This is a genomic window from Flavobacterium notoginsengisoli (assembly GCF_014207905.1).
Lineage (GTDB): Bacteria > Bacteroidota > Bacteroidia > Flavobacteriales > Flavobacteriaceae > Flavobacterium > Flavobacterium notoginsengisoli_A.
On the sequence record NZ_JACHLB010000003.1, the window covers coordinates 170,117 to 192,318 of the forward strand.

A 22,202-nucleotide genomic window follows, 5' to 3' on the forward strand; every position below is an offset into this window, starting at 1 on the left:
CTCGCAGATTTTGCAGATTGAGCAGATTTAATTTAAAATTAAATTCGTGCAAATTCGTGTAATTCGTGGCTAAACCTTTCTTTTATTTCTTCACTACAAAAAGCACTTTTTCTTTTATTTCCGCTTGTGGAATTGTCACTTGTTTTCCTCCGCTGATGTTTGCTTTTTTAGTTATATTTCCTGTTGAAGCATTGATTGCAAACACTTCAAATGTTCCTTTTTCGTTTGCTAAATCGATTGTGACATCTTGGTCGTTTTTCAAGTAAAAAAGATAACTTTTCCCTTTATTTTCCAATTTCCAAAGATTGTCTGAAAACGTATTTCCGTCAACTAATTTCATTTCGCTTAAAGCGGAATAAAACTGTGGAAGTTCAATTTTCGGAATGTTTGGCAATGAAGCCCCCGCCATTAAAGCTGACCATCCGAATCTTGAAGAACCGTCTGTTGAATATAAAATGACTTTTTCAGGATATTTTTCTCTGTATTCACGTACGGCACGATAAACTTGATTGTCGGTTTCTTTTCCGGTTTTTAGTTTTCTGGCGTGCTGTCTTGGCGCCAAATTAACTCCGCCTTGCGGTGCGTACGCTGAGCCGTCTTCTTTATAATACCAATAACGAATGTCGATTACATCAACTGTTTTTACTCTTTTGGTATCATTCAAAATAGCATCCTGAACGTCTTTGGTAGCACTTAAACCAATCAAACCTTTTTTTCCAGTTTCATCTTTCCATTTTTGTGCCTGATCAATCCAAAACTCCATAAAATGTAATGGACCTGTATATTCGGCACTTGTCAGCTGAATTACGTTGCTGTTTTCCTGAAAGTTTTCAAATGATTTTCTGATGAAACCTTCGTGTAATTTTCTTCTTTGAGCATTCGTAATATCGTAAAACTGCTCCGCCATGAAAATACGTTTGTCTCCTGCATAAGGCGGTGGTTCCGGAAAACCTGTGCTGTTAATATTGTTTGCAGAACGCCAAGGCGAACTTGCCCAGTGCGCTCCAGCTTCTAAAATATTATGCTGAAAATATTGCTGATTGATTAACAATTGTCCGTTTGGTTCTGCTAATGTTGCAAACTGTGCTAAACGGCTCCAGTACCAATCGTTGAATTTTGTTAAATCATATTTGCTCAAATGATCCCAAGCAAAATCTTGTCCGCTTCTGGCAAAAGGCTGTTCGTAAAACGGAGGCCAAACATCGTCATCGATTCTTCGAACGCGTTCGTGATCGTCCATTCGTCTGTCGTACCATAAACCGTAATTGTGTTCTAAAGCAATAATATTGTTTTTAGTTAAATAATCTACCGTTTCTTGTACTTTATCTGTCAATCCGTTTCCTGTTCTTCCAGGCACAAAACGGGTGATGTGCGGTGTAGATTTATTTACGAAATCATCACTTAAATCGCCTCTCCACCAAGCTACGTTGGTTTGTTTTCCTGCAATTACTTTTCCTTCAAAAGTTAACCAACCATTTTCTGCGATTACTTTTGAAGTCGGTTTTTCTGTTTTATTTGCAACAACTTTTAAATCGTTTGCATTTTTTAAACCTTTACTATCTGTATTAATTGGATTTGCTTTTGAAGCTTCTGCAATCAATTCTTGTAAACTTTTTGCTGTCGTTGCTGAGTTTTTAGTCAATTCCGCAGCCACTTCTACACTCGGACTTGAAGAAGCTTCTGAACCTAAATCGTAAATAAATGGCTGAACCGGAAGTTTTCCTAATCTGGCTTCTAACTGTGTGTAAAATAAACTTCTTGGACTGATATGTTCGTTTACGTTTTTCCAATGTCCGTTTCCTCCAAATTGTCCCCAAACTCCAAAAGCCCAGTTTTGTGCTGTTGGCGGACTATAACATTCTACTTTTGAAGCTGATGATTCCCAAAATACAGAATTCGCTGCTGTCCATCCTGCGCCTCTTCCACCTTGTTCTCTGTTGTTATAACTTAAAGGTTTTCCATCAATATTGGCAATGTCAAACAAAACTCCGGTTGCCCAGCTTCCGATTGCTCCACTATTTTCGAATGGCATATGCGATTCGCACTGAACAAACGCATTTGGACCTGTAGTTCCAAATCCGCCCACAGCGAAATCATGATATCCAAATTCTGAATAACAGCGTTGGAATAAACTCTGCTGACCTTCTGTGTAAAATGTATGTCTTCTGAATGAAGCAATTTCTGAAATCGGCTCTGTAGCGATACAGTCTTCAACCGTAACTTGCTGACTTGTTTTTAGAACTGTAACAGCTCCGCCTGCAAAATGTTTGAAATTAACTTGTTTTACCCAAGCATTTCTGGTGTTTTCAATACTGATTGCCTGCCAACGGTGTTCTTCGTCTTTTAAGTTTGAAGGATTGTAAGTTGATTTTATTAAGATATTTTCAATTCCTATATGCTCAATTCTTCCTGCCCATGAATAAACCGTTACTTTTGAAGTTCCGAAAGCATCATCCAAAGACATTGTAATTGGTGCGTTTACGGTTACTTCATTTCCGTTTATTTTGGTTACAACTCTATTCCAAGTCGTCGTCCAATCTCCTTTTTTCCAGCCAATCCATGAAGTTTCTCCACCGAAATCCTGCATATTTACTTCTTTAATGAAATTATCCGTTAAAGGTTTGCTGATTTCGATTTCGTCTCCGACTTTTAATTTTGCTGTGTTTTTTAATTGAATTTTCTGAGTTCCAAGTGGCGTATAAGCATTCGCAAATTCAAATGAATCTTTATAGGTTTTATCATTTTCACCTAAAATTCTAATTAAAGCTTCTCTTTCTAATCCTGTTCCTAAAAGTACAGTTCCCTTTTCGGTATTACCACTTCCTCTTAAAACAACTCCAGATTTTCTGATGTATAATGTTCCGCTGATTTTGAAAATTCCTTTATCCAATAAAACAGCTCCACGAAAACCTGATTTGTCTGGTTTTAATGAGCTTACATAATCAATCGCATTTTGGATTTTTTGTGTAGCATCTTCTTCTTGTTTAGAAACAAAAATCTTGTTCTCTAGATTCGGAAGCGGAACTTCAGAGTTTCTATATCCTGCAAAAGAAAAATCAGGAATTTGGTTTCCTTGATTATCAGTTGTGAAAGAAAGTTTGCCTTCTTTAGTTTTTACGATATCTGGGAAATTGTTTTGGGCTGTGATGTTTCCGCTAATGAAAAGAGTGATACACATTAACGAAAATGTGTTTTTATAAGAAGAAACTATATTTTGTACTTGATTGAAATTCACTTTTTCTTATTTTAAATTTCAGAATTTAGATTCTTAAAATTAACCTTTTAAGGAACAATAAATTTATAAAATCCTATTTTCCTCAATCTTGTCATTTCGACGAAGGAGAAATCTTCGTTGCTACATCGCCAAAGATTGATATACTTTGTGGAGCTTCTTACGAAGATTTCTCCTTCGTCGAAATGACAAACTGGATGATTATTCTATGTTTAAGAGACCTAACAGGTTTTTAAAACCTGTTAGGTCTTCCTACTATTTGCTATTGTAGCAATGATTTCAGCTTAGCCAAAGTATCCGTATTATTTTCAATTTTCGTCCAATCTGTTTTACTAGTTGGATCGATTCCGTTAAAATACTTTTCTATATTGGTGTAACCGTCTCCGTTTGCATCTTTATTGGCGTCTGAAGCATCATTCGGATTTAAACCGTATTTTTTCTCCCAAGCATCTGGAATTCCGTCATTATCTGAATCTTTATAGGCTTTTCCTTTATAAGTAGGATATCCACCAACTTGATCAGGATGCGTTATGATTCCTTTTTTATAAGAATCGGCAGGCAATCTTCTTTTAATAAATTCTTTTCCAATTGAATTTTCTAGACCGTCTTTTACTTCGATTTTTCCTGTGCGAACTTGTTTTAGGATTCTTTCATCAACAGCATCTCTTTTTGGAATTGTTGCTCCAACATTCGCTAAAACAAAATCATAAGCTTCTTCTGCCGACATGATATTGAATTTTGGCATCGAGAAAGGTTTTGGCTGTTTGATTGCTGCTAAAAATGCTGCCGTTTCAGCTTCTGGAAGATTTTCCAGTTGTACTCCGCCATTCCAGTTATCTGCTGTAACTTCAGGTGAACCTACAATGAAGTTTCCTGAAACATAAGCTCTTCCGTATTGTTTTGGCTCAATATAACCAGATTCAGGCTTTACAATTCTATAAGAAATAGGTTCATTTGCCGGAGTTATTGGTCCTGGTTTAAAATAGTTGTTAATGATGTTTAACATTGAACGATAATCTCCTCCGTCAAGTGTACGATTCCACCAATTGAATACTACGTTATTCACAAAATTAAAGTCGCCATACATTCCGATAGAAGCATTTCTAGAAATGTTGTCTGCCCATAAATTGCGCATAAAAGTACTATTTAATCCACCGATCGTACTTCCGAAAGCATGATTGTACGTATCTAAACCTTCTGATGAAATCGTGTTTTGAATCGTGATATTACAAGCAGGAAGTTTTTCTAATTTTGACTTAGCATTAGCTGCAAATTGATGTCTGTAAAGTGAAATATTTTCATCTAATCCCCAGCTAACTGAACAGTGATCTACAATGATATTTCCCATTGGGTTTCCACCCAATGCATCATCTCTTCTTGTTACTTCAGTTTCACCACGTCTGAAACGCATATGTCTGATAATAACGTCGTGTGTATCGATTTCCAAAGTTTCTCCAGCAATACAAATTCCGTCGCCTGGAGCAGTTTGTCCAGCAATAGTTACGTAAGGCGCACGCATGCTGATTCTTTTTTTCAAACGAATAATTCCTGAAACATTAAAAACAATTGTTCTTGCTCCAACAGCTTCACAAGCTTCACGGAAAGTTCCTTTTCCGCTATCTTCTAAACTTGTAACCACAAATATTTTTCCGCCACGACCGCCTTGTGTATAAGCCCCTCCTCCTTCAGCACCTGGGAAAGCAGGAATATCTGCGAAAACAAAATCTTTTGGATAAGAAGCCCAAGGCAAGTAAGGTTTTCCTTGTTTTGCTTCTTCTTTGATTATATGAAGATTAGCATTCCAGATTTCGCTCAATCTTTTTTCTTCATCAGCTAAAATAGCATCGGCTTTTTCTTGAACAGGTTTTGGAATGTTAGGATATTGTGCGTACGCAGATGAAAAAAGAGAACAAAATGAAAATGCCATTAATGTTCTTTTTAAAGTACGATTGGGAATAATATTTTGCATGAATTGATGGTCTAAGGTTTAATAGTTTTTGATAGAAAGTTAAAGTTGTATTTACTCTTTTTTAGAAGTAGAATCTTTTGCTTTGTTTTTTTCTCTTTCCTCAACACGTTTGTGCCAGTCGGCACTTTCTTTGTTTAGATCGTAACCTTGTTTAGATAAATAATTATTGATTCTTCCTTTGTATTTACCAAACCAGCCGTGTTTTTCTTTAGAAGAACCACCATCCATTGCATGTTCTCTCGCTTCTACTAAAGCTTTATAGATATAGTCTTTTTGCTCTGCTGTCAAATTCGGAAGCATGTCATTGTAACCTGCAACTGTAATTGGAAGAACACCATAAGTCATTCCGTCTTTAACCTCAGTAATTTTGTCTTCTGATAATTCTTTACCTAATTTTTTAAGGTAAGATTTATGCAATTTTGCAATTGATTCGTCTGCTTTTGCTTTTAACTTGTCAACTTTTTCGTTTTGTTTTTCTTTTGCTAAAGAAGTATCTTCTTTTACTTTTTTGATTTCAGCGTCTCTTCCATCTTGAATTTCTGTTAAATCTCTAAACTGCTGAGCAATGATGTTTGAAACTGCTTTTTCTTTTGCTTCGTTTTTTAAATCTAATTTCGTAACGATTTTTGCAGCTCTTTCATTCGTAACCTTAATATATTCAGGATCCAAATGCTGTTGTGCACTTAAAGTTGAAAATGCAAAAACCAGCGATAGTAAACCAACATTTATTTTATTTAGTGCCATGTCTTTTGTTTTTTAATTTAATTGAAAAACATATTTTGCTTGAGTTAAAAAGTTAAATAGATTTTTATCTACTTTACTTTTTAATCTCGCAAAGTCGCTAAGCTTTTTTATGCTTTACTTTAATAATCTTTGCGTCTTAGCGACTTTGCGAGCAATTTTATGTTTTCAAAAATTGTTCCTTATTTTAAATCTAATAAAGGTCTAACTAAAGTTTCTTTGTTATTAGCTAAATCTTTCCAGTCAACTTTTATTGCTGGATTTACCCCGTTGATGTAATCTTCAATATTAGAATAACCATCTCCGTTTAAATCTCCTTTTGCATCAGATGGATCATTCGGGTTTAAACCGTATTTTTTCTCCCATGCATCTGGCATACCATCTTTGTCTGTATCAACATAAGATTTTCCTTTGTATTCTGGATAACCTCCTACTTGAGAAATGTCTGTAATAATTCCTTTTTTATAAGAATCCATCGGTAAACGTCTGTGCTCAAACTGATAAAATTCTTTTTTCTCTAGACCTTTAGCATATTCTGGAACTCCAGTTTTAACCGTTCTTACAATTCTTTCATCCACTTTATCTCTAATTGGCAACGTTGCTCCCACATTTTTAAGAACGAATTCATAAGATTCTTCAGCAGTCATGAATTTGTTGAACCAAGGCATTGGGAAAGGCTTGTCACTTTTCATTTTAGCAAAATACTCTTTAGCTTCATCATAAGTCATTAACTCGCCTTTTTTGTTTTCAAGCTGAATACCACCGTCCCAGTTATCTTTAGTAACTTTATCATTATTATTCACAACGTTTCCGTTTACATAAGCTCTACCGAAAACCATGTAAGGCAATTTGCTTCTTCCTGATTCTGGTTTTAAGATTCTGTAACTAATTGGCTGAGTCAAATCGGTAACAGGACCTGGTTTGTAAAAGTTATTGATGATGTTGTAATTAGCAGTATAATCTCCACCATCAGTAGATCTATTATACCAGTTGAAAACCACATTATTAACAAAATTGAAAATTCCATTCCATCCGATAGAAGGGTTTCTACCTGCATTATTAGCCCACATATTTCTCATGAAAGAACAATTTTCTCCACCTAAAGTACTTCCGAAAGCGTGATTGTAAGTATCTAAAGCTTCTCCAAATAAACTGTTTTGGATTGTAATGTTTACTGTTCCAACCTTTACATCTGGATAACCCGCTCCTGGGCTGTAGATATGTCTGTAGATTGACATATTTTCATCTAATCCCCAAGTTGCAGAAACGTGGTCGATCATAATATTTCCAACAGGATTTCCTCCAATTGAATCATCTCTACGTCCAACAAAAGTTTCTCCTCTACGGAAACGCATGTGTCTGATAATTACGTCGTGCGTATCAATCCAAGTTGATTCTCCTGCAACACAGATACCATCTCCAGGCGCTGTTTGTCCAGCAATTGTGATATAAGGCGCGCGAATAATTAGCGGGCTTTTCAACCTGATAATTCCTGATACATTAAATACCACAATTCTAGCTCCACCTTTTTCGCAGGCTTCACGCAAAGTTCCAGGTCCGCGGTCTTCTAAACTTGTTACAACATAAACATTTCCACCACGACCACCGAAAGTATACATTCCTCCTCCTTCAGCACCTGGAAAAGCTGGAATATCTGCTTGCGGTAAATCTGTTGGTCTTGACGCCCATGGAATGTAAGGTTTACCATGCTTTGCCTCTTCTTCAATAACAACTAATGCTTTTTCCCAAGCTTCGTCAGAAAGTCTTTGAGCTTCTGCTTTAATTGCTTTTTCCTGAGCCTGAACTTCTGGACTTATTTTAGGGTATTGAGCAAAACATTTTGCACTTCCAAAAAAAAGTAGAGATGCGATAAATAATGCGGAATTTTTCATGTTAATTTTTAATTATGGTAATTCTTTTAAACAAATCACCTGTATCTTTTGAGAAGAATACAGGTGAAAAGCTTTATATAATAATTTCTTTGATTTTAAAATCTATTCTTGGTAATTGAACGTTCCAGCTCCACCCAAATTATCATTCCAACCAAGAGTTTGTTCTAACCATGGGTTTGAAGTTAAAGCAGTTGTGTTAAGACCACTGATGTAATAATTTGGATTAAATTTGATTTTAACCGCTGCACCACTAACATTATCCATTGGGGTAACTAAAGCAGTACGTACGAAATTAGCATTGTAATAAGTTGCTAAAGTGTTCAATTGTGTTTGGAAAGTAGCCGCAGCCGCGTCTGGATCTACTACAATACTTGCACGTGAAGCAGCTAAAGGGTCTGCAGCAGTTGCTGTTGTTCTGTATTGCAAGTAGTTTCCAGTTCTTTGAGTTCCGTTAATAGGTGTTAAACCTAATTTTTGACAGCTATTGCTGCTATTTGGTCCAAGTGGATCATCGCTGTATAATTTCCAACGTTGTACATCCCAGAAACGTTTTCCTTCGTAAGCTAACTCTACTCTTCTTTCATATAAACATGCTTCAATAGCTGCATATTTATCTGATAATGTTCCAATTCCATAGTTATTTGCAGCAGGAATACCAACACGAGCTCTAATTTTACTTAAATACGCTATTGTATTTTGAGTTTGTCCTAAAGCAGCATAACATTCAGCAATATTCAATAATAATTCTGCATAACGATATTCCATAATATCTGTTGGAGAATAAGCATAGTTTACTGCATTACTAGCTGTAGCATTTGTCATTTTTCTAACAACGGCTGGACTTGTAGTTGTTGTATTAAGATCGTTGAAATAAGCTTTATTAGCGCTATCTACCCAACGGTAAGACCAGAAAACTGCGTTTGCACTTTCTTTGTATCCCCATTTAACTCCAGAGAAAGCAAATGTTCTATAGAATCTTGGATCACGATTAAGGAAGAAAGTGAAATCATTGTATCCATTTGCAGCAGTTGGTCTTCTACCATCAGCCATTGGAAACAAATCGATCATTTCTTTTGGTGCTGAAATTCCTCCTGTTCCACCTTGACTTGGTAAACGAGTTGCTTTTTCCCAGTTATTGTTCACATTAAATGTAATATCACTATTTGTAGCAGATAAAAGCTGTACTGTAATCGCTTCTCTACATTTGATATTGTCAATCAAGAACATGTTATCCCATTCTTTAATTGTACTTCCGTACAATCCGTAACCGTTTTGCGTTAATTCTGCTTCAGCAGCTAATCCTGCGTCAAGAGCCGCTTGCCAACGCTCATTACCACCGTCCCAGTTTTTGTTGAACAATGGACTTGCGAAAGTTAATAATACTCTAGATTTTTGAGCCAAAGCTGCACCTTTTGTAAAACGTCCATAGTTTGCAGCATCCCAGTCCCCTGGCAATAAACTTGCAGCCATGTCTAAATCTTTTACAATTTGAGCTACAACTTCAGAAACTTTTGCTCTTGGTAATTTAATGCTTTCATCATCAACAGATGCATTCATAACAGTTGTTACAATTGGAACACCTCCGTAAGTACGCATTAAATCAAAATATTGAATAGCACGCATGTAATACATTTGTCCTTTTGCACGATCGCGGAAAGTTTTATCTAAACTAGCTCCTTTCACGTCAATATCTTCCAATAAATTGTTACACTCTCTAATTCTTGTGTAAGCATTGTTCACAAGACCTGCACCAATTTTAGCACCAAAATAATCTTTTGCTACATCTGGTGTTTGAAGTAATTTACTAGGATTTGTATAATCTTGAACTCCACCTTGCTCTTCAGTTAATTTAGTATTCACATCTGTATAAACTCCAATTACACTAGAAGTTGGAGATTTAAAAGCTGCAAAAAACTCAAAATACTGATTATCTACATACGCTTGTACACGTGCCTGATTTTGATAGAATGAATCATCATACTGTCCGATAGGCTTAACTTCGTCCAAGAAATTGTCACTACAGGAAACCCCTAGAACAAGAACTAGTGCTAAAGTTATATATATATTAAATTTTGTTTTCATAATTAAAATCGAATTAAGATTAGAATGAGATGTTGAAATTAAACGACCAAGATCTAAGAGTAGGATATCCAACTGAAGAGTTGTCGTACATATTTCTGTAATGATCTGGATAAGGATTGTAGAAATCCCAAAGATTATTACCCGTAATACCAATTGACATATTGTTAACCTTAGTATTAGCAAATACTTGTTTAGGAATATCGTACGTCAAAGTTAAGTTTCTAACAAAACAACGGAATGTACTTACTTGCCAGAAATCTGAAGGGCTTAATACACCTGCTTGTGCCAAGTTAGGATATTTACCGTTTACATTATCTGCGGCATACATGTCATTCCAGAATGTTTCACGAGCCCACATGTTACTAGCACTAGATGTTGGCTGGCTCATCAAGTCAACAAAAGTTGCTCCACCCCAAGAAGTTGCGATTTGAGTTCTTACAGATAAATTACTGTATTTGAAAGCTAAGTTAGTATTAAAACCGTAAGTTCTGCTACTTTTTGCTAATTTAACGTAATCGTTTCCTGCAAGAATCTGTCCGTTTGGTCCGCTTAATGTTCCATCTGCATTTAATACACCTGCAACGTCTTGATAAGCTAATGATCCTTTTTGAATCTTAGTTGGATCAATAATTCCTAAATAACTTGGCGTTGTACCAGCTGCTGCTGCATTTGCACTTAAGTAGTTCCAGTAGTTAGTAACATCTTCGTCTGTACGTAAGATACCATCACCTGTAGAAGTTCCTTTCCATGTTTGGAATCCCCAAACTGGGTTAAATCCTTCAGAATATCCTTCTCTTCTTGTGTTGTTAGATGGAAGTAAATTTCCTTGATCTGGATATTTTTTAATTTTGTTATCTCCGTAGCTAAAGTTCATACCAACACTGTAGCTAACTTTACCAACTTTATCATTCCAGTTAAGGTTAAGCTCAGAACCCCAAGCATCAACGTGAGCGTAGTTTTGTTCTGCAAATGCTCCACCAATAGAAATTGGCACACCAGTCGCACTACCCATATCTGTTAACATGTCTTTAGTGATATCATAGTAGAAATCTGCATTAATTTCTAATCTATTTTTCAAGAAAGCTAAATCTAAACCAACGTTATGTTTCAACGTAGAATCCCATTTTGCATCTCTGTTTGGATTAACTTTAGGAGTTAAACCTCCACCTAATTGACCACCATTAGTTCCAAACTGCCATCCTTTATTAACTGTTACGTCATAAAATTGGTACCATTTCCAAGGCTGAAGGTTATCTTTTCCTGTTTTACCAATAGAGTATCTTAATTTAAGGAAATTTACACCTGGTAAGTTTCTTTCAAACCACGCTTCTTTCGAAGCTACCCAACCTACTTGAAGAGATGGGAAAGTTCCCCAGTAATTCTCTGGTGCAAACTTTGTAGAAGCATCACTACGAATTAAGAACTGCACTAAATATTTAGATTTAAAGCTATAGTTTAAAGTTCCAAAATAAGAAAGTGTTGCATTATTTCCTTTTAAAGCTGTAGAGTTTCCAGTATCTACTGTTCCAGCTGTACGCCAATCTCCAAGATAATCTTTAGGAGTATTTGTATAAGCTAAACGAGTAGTTTGCCAATCAGATTCTGATCTCTCAATACCGAACATTCCACTAACTTGGTGATCTCCGAAAGTTCTGTTGTAATTTGCAAAAAAGTTAGCTTGAGTACTTTTAGAAAAACTACTATTATAATAAACTCTTGAGTTTCTTACGTTAGTTTCAATAACATAATCAATAATTCCTCCTACTTCAGGATTTTTAATGATCGCACTAGGATAAGCAGCACTTGCTAATTTGTTGTCTTGCAATTGATAGTTTGTAATTCTTGCTAAATCGTAAGGCAACTGAATTTGCTCTGAATAAGTAGAGTTTTTAGTTCTTGCAAAAGTTGCTTTGAAAGATAATCCTTTAATAGCCGCAACTTTATAGTTTAAGGAAGCATTTACGTTGAAAGAAGAATCATCAGTAGTTTGGTGAGATCCATTATTCAAGTTTGCAAAATAGTTCCATCCTGCAATGTTGTTATTAGCATTCGCACTACCAAAGTTTTTATTTGTATTTGGAAATGGAGACATATAATATGTTTTACCATCAACAACAGTTTCCCATGGAATGAATTTTGGCATATGCACTAAATATCCATAATCAGCTTGTTCTCCACCAGCAGCACTACCATAACTACCATCACTGATGTTTGCAGATGCTTTAGTAAATGATTTATCGATAAATCCTGAAGTTCCAGAAATCGAAGCAGAGAAATCTAAGTTCTTAGCGATTTTTGCATTAATACCAGTACGGTAGTTCCATTTATCATATTTTTGGTAACCAAGGTTAGCATCTTGAGTTAAATAAGTTGCACCAGCAAAATAAGTAATATCTTCGCTACCACCATTAATATTAAATGAGTGTTTTTGTTGAATAGCTGGTTTCCAAGCTTCTTTCAACCAGTCATAATCCAAACTTTTCATTTGCTCTAATTCTGAAGCAGAGAATAAACTCGCTGGAAGAATAGTTGGATTCTGAGCAGTTAAAAATCTATTACTAAAAACTCCAAAGTCATAAGCGCTCATTGTTTTAGTATGGCTAACTGCATCATTAATTACAAACTGGCTATTGTAGCTAAATTTAGCTTTACCTGCTTTTCCTCTTTTAGTTTTAACAACAACAGCTCCTTGAGACGCACGAGAACCGTAGATAGCAGCAGATGCATCTTTTAAAACTGTAATACTTTCAATCTCAGAAGGATCTAATCTGTTAAAAGCATCTAATGTAGCTTTACCAGTAGCTGGATCAACTTGAACCATATCATCAATTACAATTAATGGTATAGTAGAGTTCCCATCTTTTGAGAAACCAAAAGTTTGACGAATTTGAATACTAGCAGCATCTCCCGGACGACCTGATCCTCCTGTAACAGAAAGACCTGGAACCAATCCTTTTAATGCATCAGATAAATTCGTTGCAGGCAAATCCATAAGTTCATCTGGCTTAATAGTAGCAATCGCTCCTGTAAGTTCTTTTTTCTTTTGAGTACCATAACCAACTACAACAATATTTTCTAATTGATTAAAATCGTCTTGCATTTGAGTATTTACAACTGTACGATTATTAAGTGGAACTTCTATTTTTTTCATTCCGATGAAAGAAAAAACTAATGTTGCACCACTCTTAACTTTAATTTGGTATTTACCATTGTAATCTGTTGTCACCGAATTTTTGCTCGATTTTTCTGTGACGTTAACCCCAGGAAGAAGTCCTCCTAAATTATCTGTAACAGTTCCTGTTACTGTAACTTGATTACTTTGAGCATAACTCAGCACACTCATCAATGTAAACAAAAGAAAACTACATCTTTTTATAAGTGCTTGTTTCATAAATGTTTTTTTTGGTTAGGTTATTAATTGTTAGTTAGTCATGTTAAACATGTCTTAATTATAATAAAATTTTACTTAAAGAAATCTTAAAGCATTTTATTAAATGTTTAAAACACATTTATTTTAGTATTCCAAAAATATAACGATGATATATGAGAACCGTCCTGCTGTATCCTGTTTTGATAGCATAATTTCAAAAAAAAAGACATAAAAAAAACAATATTAATAAAAAACGGACGTAAAAAATAGACGATACAAAATATTCAAGAGAAATGATTGCTTAAAATAAAATTTATAATCCTGTTTTGATCAAAAAATAACAGGATTTATATCAAAATTATAGATATACTATTTATTCTGCAAAACTTACAATTATCATAGCTGATGCATAGAGCCTTAGAAATAGTTCTATTTTACGAAAACGTTAGAGATAATTATTAAAATAACATTTAATTTACAATAAAAAACCTACAAAAAGCAATACAGGATACTATTAAAATAAGATTAAAAAATATTTTAAATAATAAATATTTTTAAAAGTAAATTCTGACCAATGAAATGTAAACGATTACATTTTTCTTTTTCGACCTCAAAAAATCAATAAAAAAACCCGCTAACCATTGGAGTCAGCGGGCTTTACATTAAAATTATTTTGATAGTGGAAATTTACAGAATTTCACTGCTGATTATGGGTTTATTTATTCGGGTTCCATCCGTTTAGAACTAACTCTTTATTGTATTTCTCTATATCTTCTTTCTTCAACTGATGCGACCATGATACTCGCTGGGAAATATTTTTTGCACTTGCACCTTTACTTCCGTATTCTGCATAATAAGCTGTTTTATCCTTGTCTGGAAATCTGGTATCAATCCAGGCATTCCAACCTTCTGGAATAATATGCGAACCTATATCTGTATTGATAAAAATGGTTTGCGCATAAGGTCTCCAAGGTCTTCCAAGAAAAACTTTATCTACTGATTTGTCTTTTGCAGTAAGTTTACAATCAACAAAAACAAAACCATAAGCCTGACCTTGTGGAGTGGAAGCTGCTGTAATATAGGAATTCGTTAAACTTTCAATTGTACATTTATAAAAATAAACTGTTGCAGCTCCAAAAATAAAATCGGTTGTACCGTTGATGAAACAGTTTTCAAAATAGGTTCGCGTATTTTCCTGTGATAAAAAAAGTGTATCCTGATTCCCTAAAATATTACAGTTTTTTACAACAACTTTATCACTTTTAATATGTAAAGCTACTGCCTGCCCTACTCTTCCTGCGGTATTTTCAACTGTTAGATTTTCTAAAGTACAGTCATTCCCTTTTATTAAAAAAGAATAAGATGTCGATGTTCCAAATTCCTTTTTACCAGATGGATCTGGTTCACGAAGCGGTTTCCCTGAATAATCATCAAATGAAATAATGGTTTTATTTCGGTCAATTCCTTTTAAAGTAATAAAAGGTTTTGAAGCAGGAATTTCCAATTTCTCTACATACTTTCCCGGCTTAATAGTAATTACAACTCTTTTTTCTGAATTGTCTTTCACATTATTAATAGCTTCCTGAATGGTTTTGAAATTTCCAGAACCGTCTTGAGCAACGGTTAATGATAATTTGTTATCTAGCGTTTGGGCTGATATTGAAAGTGTTGTTAGTAAAAGAAGAGTTAGAATATATTTCATATGTACAATTAATTTATTCATTATGTTTTTGTCATTTCGACGAAGGAGAAATCTTCACGAGAAGCTCGACAAAGATCGGCTTTTCATTGCGGAGTTACTTGCGAAGATTTCTCCTTCGTCGAAATGACAAACCTTAACCCTAAAATCTCAGTAAAAATTGAAAATCCGTTTAAACCAGCGTCTTTACGAAGTAAATCCGTTTCATCAGCGTCCAAAATTAATGCGACATCCAAACCGTCATTTCGCCTTTTCCTTTATTTCCCCAAGCAAAATACGGAATCAACTTTACTTGCACAGTATTTTCATTTTTTGCAGAAAGCGGTTTATACAACGTTTTATCCCATGAATTATTAGCATTTATTACCGCTTCAGCATCAATGCTCATCAAATTTCTATTGTTTAATGTAAAAGGATTCGTTACAAATTTAGAATTCAACTTTAAAGCCACATCATTCACACTAATTTTCGCAGGCAATTGATCAGATTCTAAACAATACACCAAAGGTCCCCTTTTTACAGCAACCTGGTTTTTAACTTCTTCTACTAACGGATTTGCTTCCATTAATTCAACTGGCATTGGAATGTTTAATTCAATAACATCTCCTTTTTTCCATTTTTGACTCAATTTCAAATAAGTTCTAGAAACGATTTTATCTTTAATTTTTGAATTATTTACAGCAACTTCAGCATTCTGACTCCAACCCGGAATTCTTAAAAATAAAGCCTGTAAATCTTTTGGAGCTTTTACAATTTTCAACGTTATTTTTCCGTCCCAAGGATAATTGGTTTGTTGTTCAATTTCTAATGTTTCTCCGTTAATTGTTTTGGTATTCAAAGAATTACTTCCGTATAAATTGACAAACAAACCTTCTTTTGAAAGACTGTAAGCATAATTTCCAACTTCGGCAATTGTTCTCGTTACATTTGGAGCACAACAGTTTGATAAAGCAATATAACCTTCACGTTCATTTCCCCATCTTTGGTGAAAAGGCAAATCGTTTGAAACATTCAATGGATTATTATACAAGAATTTTTCTCCTTTCAAATCCATTCCCGAAAGTACGCTATTGTAAAGTGCTAACTCCACAATATCAGCATATTTGGCATCTCCCGTAATTTGAAGCATTCTCCAGTTCCACAAAACATTTCCGATATTGGCGCAGGTTTCTGTATGAGCTGTTGCATTTGGCAATTGAAAAGGTCTTCCATACGCCTGATGAATTTTCTGCACAACCGTTGGATCATAAGAAGTTCCATCTGGCGAAACTCCATCATACAAAGAACCACAACCACCCGTAATGTACATTTTACGATACGTTACATCATCCCAAATGGATTCTAAATTATCTAATAATTTTTTCTCGCCAGTTTCAGCATACAAATCGGCAATTCCTGCATATAGATAATTTGCTCTTACGGCGTGTCCCATAGCAGTTGTCTGTTGTCTAAACGGAATTCTGTCCTGATTATCATCGGTTCCGTCATTTGTGGTTCCTCTAATATCAATAAGATTATTAGCCAATTCCAAATATTTAGGGTCTTTTACCGTTCTATACATTTCGACAATTCCCATATAATGTGACGGACAAATGGCATTTCTAGCCAATTCTGGCGAAGCTTTTTTGTAAAAATCATACAAGAAATCGGCAACTCCTTTGGCAATATTTAGGAAATTTGTTTTTCCTGTAGCACGATAATGAATACATGCCGCAGTCATTAAATGTCCCATATTGTATTTCTCAAAACCTAATTGTTTTTTAACTTCTTCTGGACCTAAAGTTCCCCAGCGTTCATCAATTAAAACTGGTGTATGAATGTAACCATCTTTGCGCTGTACTTTCGCGAAAAGCGCAATGGCTTTATCCATTTCGGCATCGAGTTTTTTATCTTTTGTAACGGCATATGTTGCTGCCATTCCTTCAAAAATCTTATAGAAATCACCATCATGAAACGAAGGTCCTTTAAAAGCTCCTTTGCTCAATCCTGCCGCAATTTCGAAGTTTTTGTAAGCATGCGAAACTTCATCGTTATGATACAAATCCCACATATATGGCAAGGTGTTTTTGGTTTCGACATCAAATTGTTCTTTCCAGAATCCATTTGTCCATTTTACATCTTGTAAACCAACGCTTTGTAATTTAGAATATGGACTTTCTGAATTGGCAACCAAACCTTTGTTTTGCGCAAAGATCATAGTTGAAAGAAACAAACTTGATATGATGATATTCTTTTTCATTTTGATATTTTTTTATCTGTTTGATCTGCTAAATATGCGAGAGAATATTTTTTTCACGCAGATTCAGCAGATTTTAGCAGATTAATTTTTGATTTTTACTCTTTAAAATAAAATCCGCGCAAATCTGCCTAAATCAGCTAAATCTGCGTGAAATCACTTTACTTCACAAAGAAATTGATAATTCTGCTCATAGAATCTCCATCGGCATCTTTTACGGTTACTACGAAAGAAGCGAAACCTTTATCTGAAGCCGTGAACTGAATTTCTTTTCCTTTTAAACTCGCTTTTCCATTTTTTACTTCTGAGAAAGTGTAAACCGGTTTATTTTCGAAACCTTTAAAATAATCTGCTACATTTAAAACTTTTTTATCTTTTAAACTGATAAAATAATGAGGCTGAGCCAGCCAGTCTAAATAATTATCCAACTGTGTGAATCCGTCTTTATCCTTATCTGAATTCGAATCTGAGAAATCTGCTGAAGGGGAATTTTCATTCAACCCAAAAGCTTTTTCCCACCAGTTTGGCAAACCGTCATGATCAGTATCCCAATCTGCTGGGCGAGTTTCTGAAACAAAGTTCGGCCATCCTCCTGCATCTTGCTCGTTATCGATCATACCGCCCAAACCGCTTTTGCTTCCTTTGTATGTGAAAGTTCCTTTTAAAGTTTCATCGATGATTCGGTTATCGTGTTTGTCAAAAAACGGCTGATTTGCCCCAACATCCGAAAGTACATTTTTATACGCTCCCTTCGCCGATTGCGTGTTTACATAAGAAGGAAAAAATGGTTTATCAACGAAAGTTTCATATTCTACTTTTTCATTATTACTTATCGTAGATTTTCTTCCTTTATCTTGAGATTTCTCATCAAAATAACCAGGCATAATATTTCCATCAAAATAATAACGTTGCATTCCTTTTCCAACTCCTTCGTGCTGTGCATTTAAAGCCACAAATATAGTAGTTGAAGCACCTGGTTTGTAATAATTGTTTACAAAGTTTACTTCATTCGCACCACCGTCAGTAGTTCTTCCTCCCCAGTTATATACTACGTTATTTGTAATATCGAGTCTTCCTGTATAATAGCCATCTCCGTTTAAACCTCCGCCAATACTCCAGTTACGACCTTGATTGTGCGCCAATAAATTATGATGGAAACTTCCGATATCTCCGCCAATAGTCGCGGCGAAACCGTGCATTTTTCCAGCAGGATATTTATCATGTCCCGCAACGTTTAAAGCTTCTGAAATTAAAGTTCGCTGTAGCGTAATATGATGCGCACCACGTGAACTAAACGATTCATCAATTGTCCAGCTTATCGAACAGTGATCAATAATACTGTAATCGGCACCTGTTAATCCCATTCCGTCGAAAGTTGTTCCTCCACCAATGCGAACCGTTAGAAAACGAATTACTCCGTCATTTCCAGTTAACCCAATTGGCGCTCTACTGATCGTGATTCCTTCTCCCGGTGCAGTTTGTCCAGCAATAGTAATATAAGGCTGATTTGCTACTAATCTCGAAGCCAATTTAATATTTCCCGAAACATTAAAAACAATCGTTCTTGGACCAATTTCCTGATTAATGGCATCACGTAAACTTCCTGGTCCGTCATCATTTAAATTAGTTACTTCTACTACTTTTCCGCCACGTCCTCCAACGGCATATCTTCCGTAACCTTCAGCTCCCGGAAAAGCCAATTGTGCAGGTTTAAACGACCAAACATTTCCTAAAGTTACCGCACCATTATTATCAATTTCGTCTACTCTCCAATAATATGTTGAACCGCTGTATAAGTCAGAAACAGTAAAACTTTTATCGCTTTGTTTTCCTTTAAATTCTTTTGAAGATTCTGTTGCTGTTTCTACCGCATTTTTTTCTGTTCCAAAATAAACTTTGTGAGCCACTACATTTTTGGGAGCGTCCCATTTTAAAAGTAAACTTTTGGTTACTTCAACATGTTCATCTCTGTTTTTTGGTTCTGGGGTACGCGCCTGATTCATTAAGTTTGGCGTATCCAATTCAAAACCATTGATTACAATCTGTTTTACGATATCAGGATTTGAAGTCGGATCAATTTCAAAACGAACAATCACATCTTTCCCTTTTGATGCATTGAAAGTCAGATAAGCCATCGAAGCATCAATCTTAGCATTGGCTCTTTGACTTGCATTTACGGTTTCCTGAAGTTTTCCATCCACATAAATCTTTATGGGCGAAAAAGTCTTTCCTGTAATCACATCAAATGCATTGTGAAATGTCAAAAGTGTATGTTTTCCTTCTTTTAAACCGCTGATTTTTAATTCTAAATTTTCAGTTGTTATTAATCCGTCGCTTCCCAGTTTATTGTAAAACGGGGCGTTCATTCCGACTTTATACCATTTTGAAGTAAAGTTTCCTTTTAGTTTAAAATTTACACTGTTAAAAGTTTTTTGGTCTTCTTTATTTTCATTGATAACCCAAGCTTCATAACTTGGATCATGAACTTCTTCTAATCTTCTCTGAAAAAAGTCAAAATCGACTTTTACAATTTGTTTATCAGTATTTTGAACTGATTGTGCTTGTCCGTTTGTGGTCAAAAGTATGGACAAAACAGCACCGCTTATTAATTTCTTAATCATTTCTGTTAGTAATAGTTAGTTTAATTTTGTTTTCTCTGCTTCAGATTTTCCGAGCAGATTTATAATGTCTTTTTTTCGTTCTTCAGGAATTACTTTTAAAACTTTTAATTCTCCATTTAAAAGCTCGGCTTCAATCGTAGTATTTTGTTTGGCATGTAATTTAAAATGCACATTCCATTCTTTTGGCCATGCCGGAAAAAGATAAATCTTACCGTCTGTTTCCTGCAAAAGCATTTCCTGCATGCCAATCATTCCAGATCCGCCCCAATTATGATCAGGAACCCAGTCAAATCCCGGACCCCAAAATGCTGGAAAACGTCTTTCTGAATTCGCCATTTTCATGGTATTATATTTTGCTGCTTGCTCTGTTAATCCCAAACGAGCCGAAAAAATATTGTCTTGTTTCCAGCCAACATGACTTCTGAATTTTAAAGCATCTGAATCAAATTTCCACGTATTCAAAGCAGTTTCTAAATCTGGTTTCCCAATGCCGTAAATTCCCCACGGATAAACAGGATATAATTGTGGAACTTCAGAATTATTGACTCTTTCCCAAGATTTGGCAGGAACCAAAACTTTATGATTTTCGATTTGTCCAAAATTTAAAGGCGGAATTCGGTTTTGAAATCCTTTTACATATTCCAGGTCTTCTTTAGATAATTGTTCCGAAGAAAGGTTTAAAAGCTGTGCTGTAATAATTTGTAAAGCCGAAATAGTACTATTGGAATTATTCGCCATTTTATAAGTTTCTGCTCCAGAACCCGGATATAAAACTAATTTTCCGTTTCCGTCCAACGCTTTTCTACCTCTTTGTTTGGCTAAATATTGATAATGTTCATCAAAAAAACGAAGACAGCTAATGATAAATGGATTGTATTTCTGAATGTCTTCTCCTGCATATTCTTTTTGCTGCAACATCATTTGGCAGAATTCTAAAACAGTATCCCATTCGTATTCCAGCCACGCATTGTATTCCATTCCAGGATCGTAATTTTCAGGACGTTTCCATTCGTATTCAGCTGGATTTGGAAGTCCAAAATTTTCTAATTGTTCTGTGAATGATACACCATTGTGATTCCAGTAAACTTTACTGCGCAATTCAGCATTTTTTTGCAAATCCAAATAAAAACTCAATTGCGATTTCATCATATCAAAATCACCGCTTTTTACCATCGGAAAATAAACCAATCGCTGGTTTTGAGCCGTCATGGTTCCTCCGCCCCAGTTTCTAAAATCAGGTGTAAAATCCAGATCTTTATTCGTGTAAACTGGATCAACTGTAAATAGTCCGCCGTTGAATTTCGTTGGATATTTTCCGTACGCATTACATCCAAGCATATACCTGAACAACTGATAATTTTGTCCAATTTGATAGACTGAATCTTTCTCAATCGATTGATTTTTTTGAGTGAAAATAAAACTGCGATTCCAGAAAGTATTCCACCATTTTTGAGTGTTTTTTTCTGCTAGTTTGAAATTATTTTTATTAGCTGAAATCAAACTTTTTAATATGTTATTCCAAGTCGAAAAATCAGATTGATTGGTATTCAAATATATTTCTAGTGAATGTTTTTTGGAAGGTTTTATGCTTGATAAATTAAAACCTTTAAAATTGGTTGACTGATATTTTCCTAAATACGTTCCGTTTGGTTTTAGATTATTTCCGGTCATAAATCCGCCAAAAGTCAGATTCGCAATCGGGTTCATCATTTGATCTTTAACCGATTCCATTTTCTGTTGTTTTACCGCTACATCGAAAACAGTCTTTTCTCTGTTTCTGTGGTAAAATTTGATTCCGTTATTTTCAAACGAAATCGAATCTTTAAACATAATAAGTTCTCCCTGAGGCGCCCATTTATATGAATTCGCATTGTTTTCTTTTCCTTTCGGATAACGGTTCTGATAACGCCAGCTTTCGTACGAAGCCGTCATTTGTAACGCATTTTTACTTTCTAAATCAACATGAATAATCGGTTTAAAAACATCTACCCAAAGTTTAATTTTAGTATCATTTTGTCCAACTAAAACATAACCGTCTTTAAGTTTCAATTCCTGATGAAAACCATCTTTCCCTTCAAACGGATTCGGCGTTAAAGTTACTTTTACACGACCTAATTTCAGTAAAGTATTATGCTCATCAAAAGTTCCGCTTCGCGAAAAATAGAAATACAAATCGCCTTTCTCAACCCAAACATTCATACCAATATCTCCGCCTCCCAAAGGCATCGATTCTGATGAATTCTGACTCTGCGTTGTCCATACTTGGTTGTAATTATCAAGCGTAGGGATTTGCGCTTTGAGGCAAAGCGTGGTGAAGAAAAGTAGTATTAGTATATTATTTCTCATCGTTTTCTCTCCTG

10 protein-coding genes are annotated in these 22,202 nt (G+C 35.1%); all 10 read right to left on the reverse strand.

From position 1 onward, the window contains the following. Window positions 1–82 precede the first annotated feature (82 nt). Window positions 83–3,235, reverse strand: a complete 3,153-nt coding sequence (locus HNP35_RS11260) for a DUF6298 domain-containing protein (protein WP_317618012.1) — start codon at window positions 3,233–3,235, stop codon at window positions 83–85. Between the two features lie 259 nt (window positions 3,236–3,494). Continuing rightward, entirely contained in the window at window positions 3,495–5,201 is a 1,707-nt protein-coding gene (locus HNP35_RS11265; RefSeq protein WP_184161646.1) for a polysaccharide lyase, read from the reverse strand. 51 nt (window positions 5,202–5,252) lie between these two features. Then, window positions 5,253–5,945, reverse strand: coding sequence for a DUF3826 domain-containing protein (locus HNP35_RS11270; RefSeq protein ID WP_184161649.1), 693 nt, complete (start codon window positions 5,943–5,945; stop codon window positions 5,253–5,255). A gap of 179 nt (window positions 5,946–6,124) precedes the next feature. Beyond that, window positions 6,125–7,834: a polysaccharide lyase gene (locus HNP35_RS11275; RefSeq protein ID WP_184161652.1), complete on the reverse strand. Its 1,710-nt coding sequence runs from the start codon at window positions 7,832–7,834 to the stop codon at window positions 6,125–6,127. A gap of 102 nt (window positions 7,835–7,936) precedes the next feature. After that, window positions 7,937–9,916 (reverse strand): RagB/SusD family nutrient uptake outer membrane protein, encoded by a 1,980-nt coding sequence (locus HNP35_RS11280; RefSeq protein ID WP_184161655.1) that lies wholly within the window; start codon window positions 9,914–9,916, stop codon window positions 7,937–7,939. Between the two features lie 19 nt (window positions 9,917–9,935). After that, a complete protein-coding gene (locus HNP35_RS11285) occupies window positions 9,936–13,307 on the reverse strand; it encodes a SusC/RagA family TonB-linked outer membrane protein (RefSeq protein WP_184161658.1) in 3,372 nt (1,123 codons plus the stop codon). Between the two features lie 694 nt (window positions 13,308–14,001). Further along, window positions 14,002–15,009: a pectinesterase family protein gene (locus HNP35_RS11290; protein ID WP_246453473.1), complete on the reverse strand. Its 1,008-nt coding sequence runs from the start codon at window positions 15,007–15,009 to the stop codon at window positions 14,002–14,004. 196 nt (window positions 15,010–15,205) lie between these two features. Then, window positions 15,206–17,224, reverse strand: a complete 2,019-nt coding sequence (locus HNP35_RS11295; RefSeq protein WP_184161661.1) for an aceric acid hydrolase — start codon at window positions 17,222–17,224, stop codon at window positions 15,206–15,208. A gap of 158 nt (window positions 17,225–17,382) precedes the next feature. Continuing rightward, the gene (locus tag HNP35_RS11300; RefSeq protein WP_184161664.1) at window positions 17,383–19,842 is read right to left on the reverse strand and encodes a pectate lyase family protein; all 2,460 of its coding nucleotides are present in this window, start codon (window positions 19,840–19,842) and stop codon (window positions 17,383–17,385) included. 15 nt (window positions 19,843–19,857) lie between these two features. Then, complete coding sequence (locus tag HNP35_RS11305; RefSeq protein WP_184161667.1) at window positions 19,858–22,188, reverse strand: DUF5703 domain-containing protein; 2,331 nt, start codon at window positions 22,186–22,188, stop codon at window positions 19,858–19,860. Window positions 22,189–22,202 lie beyond the last annotated feature (14 nt).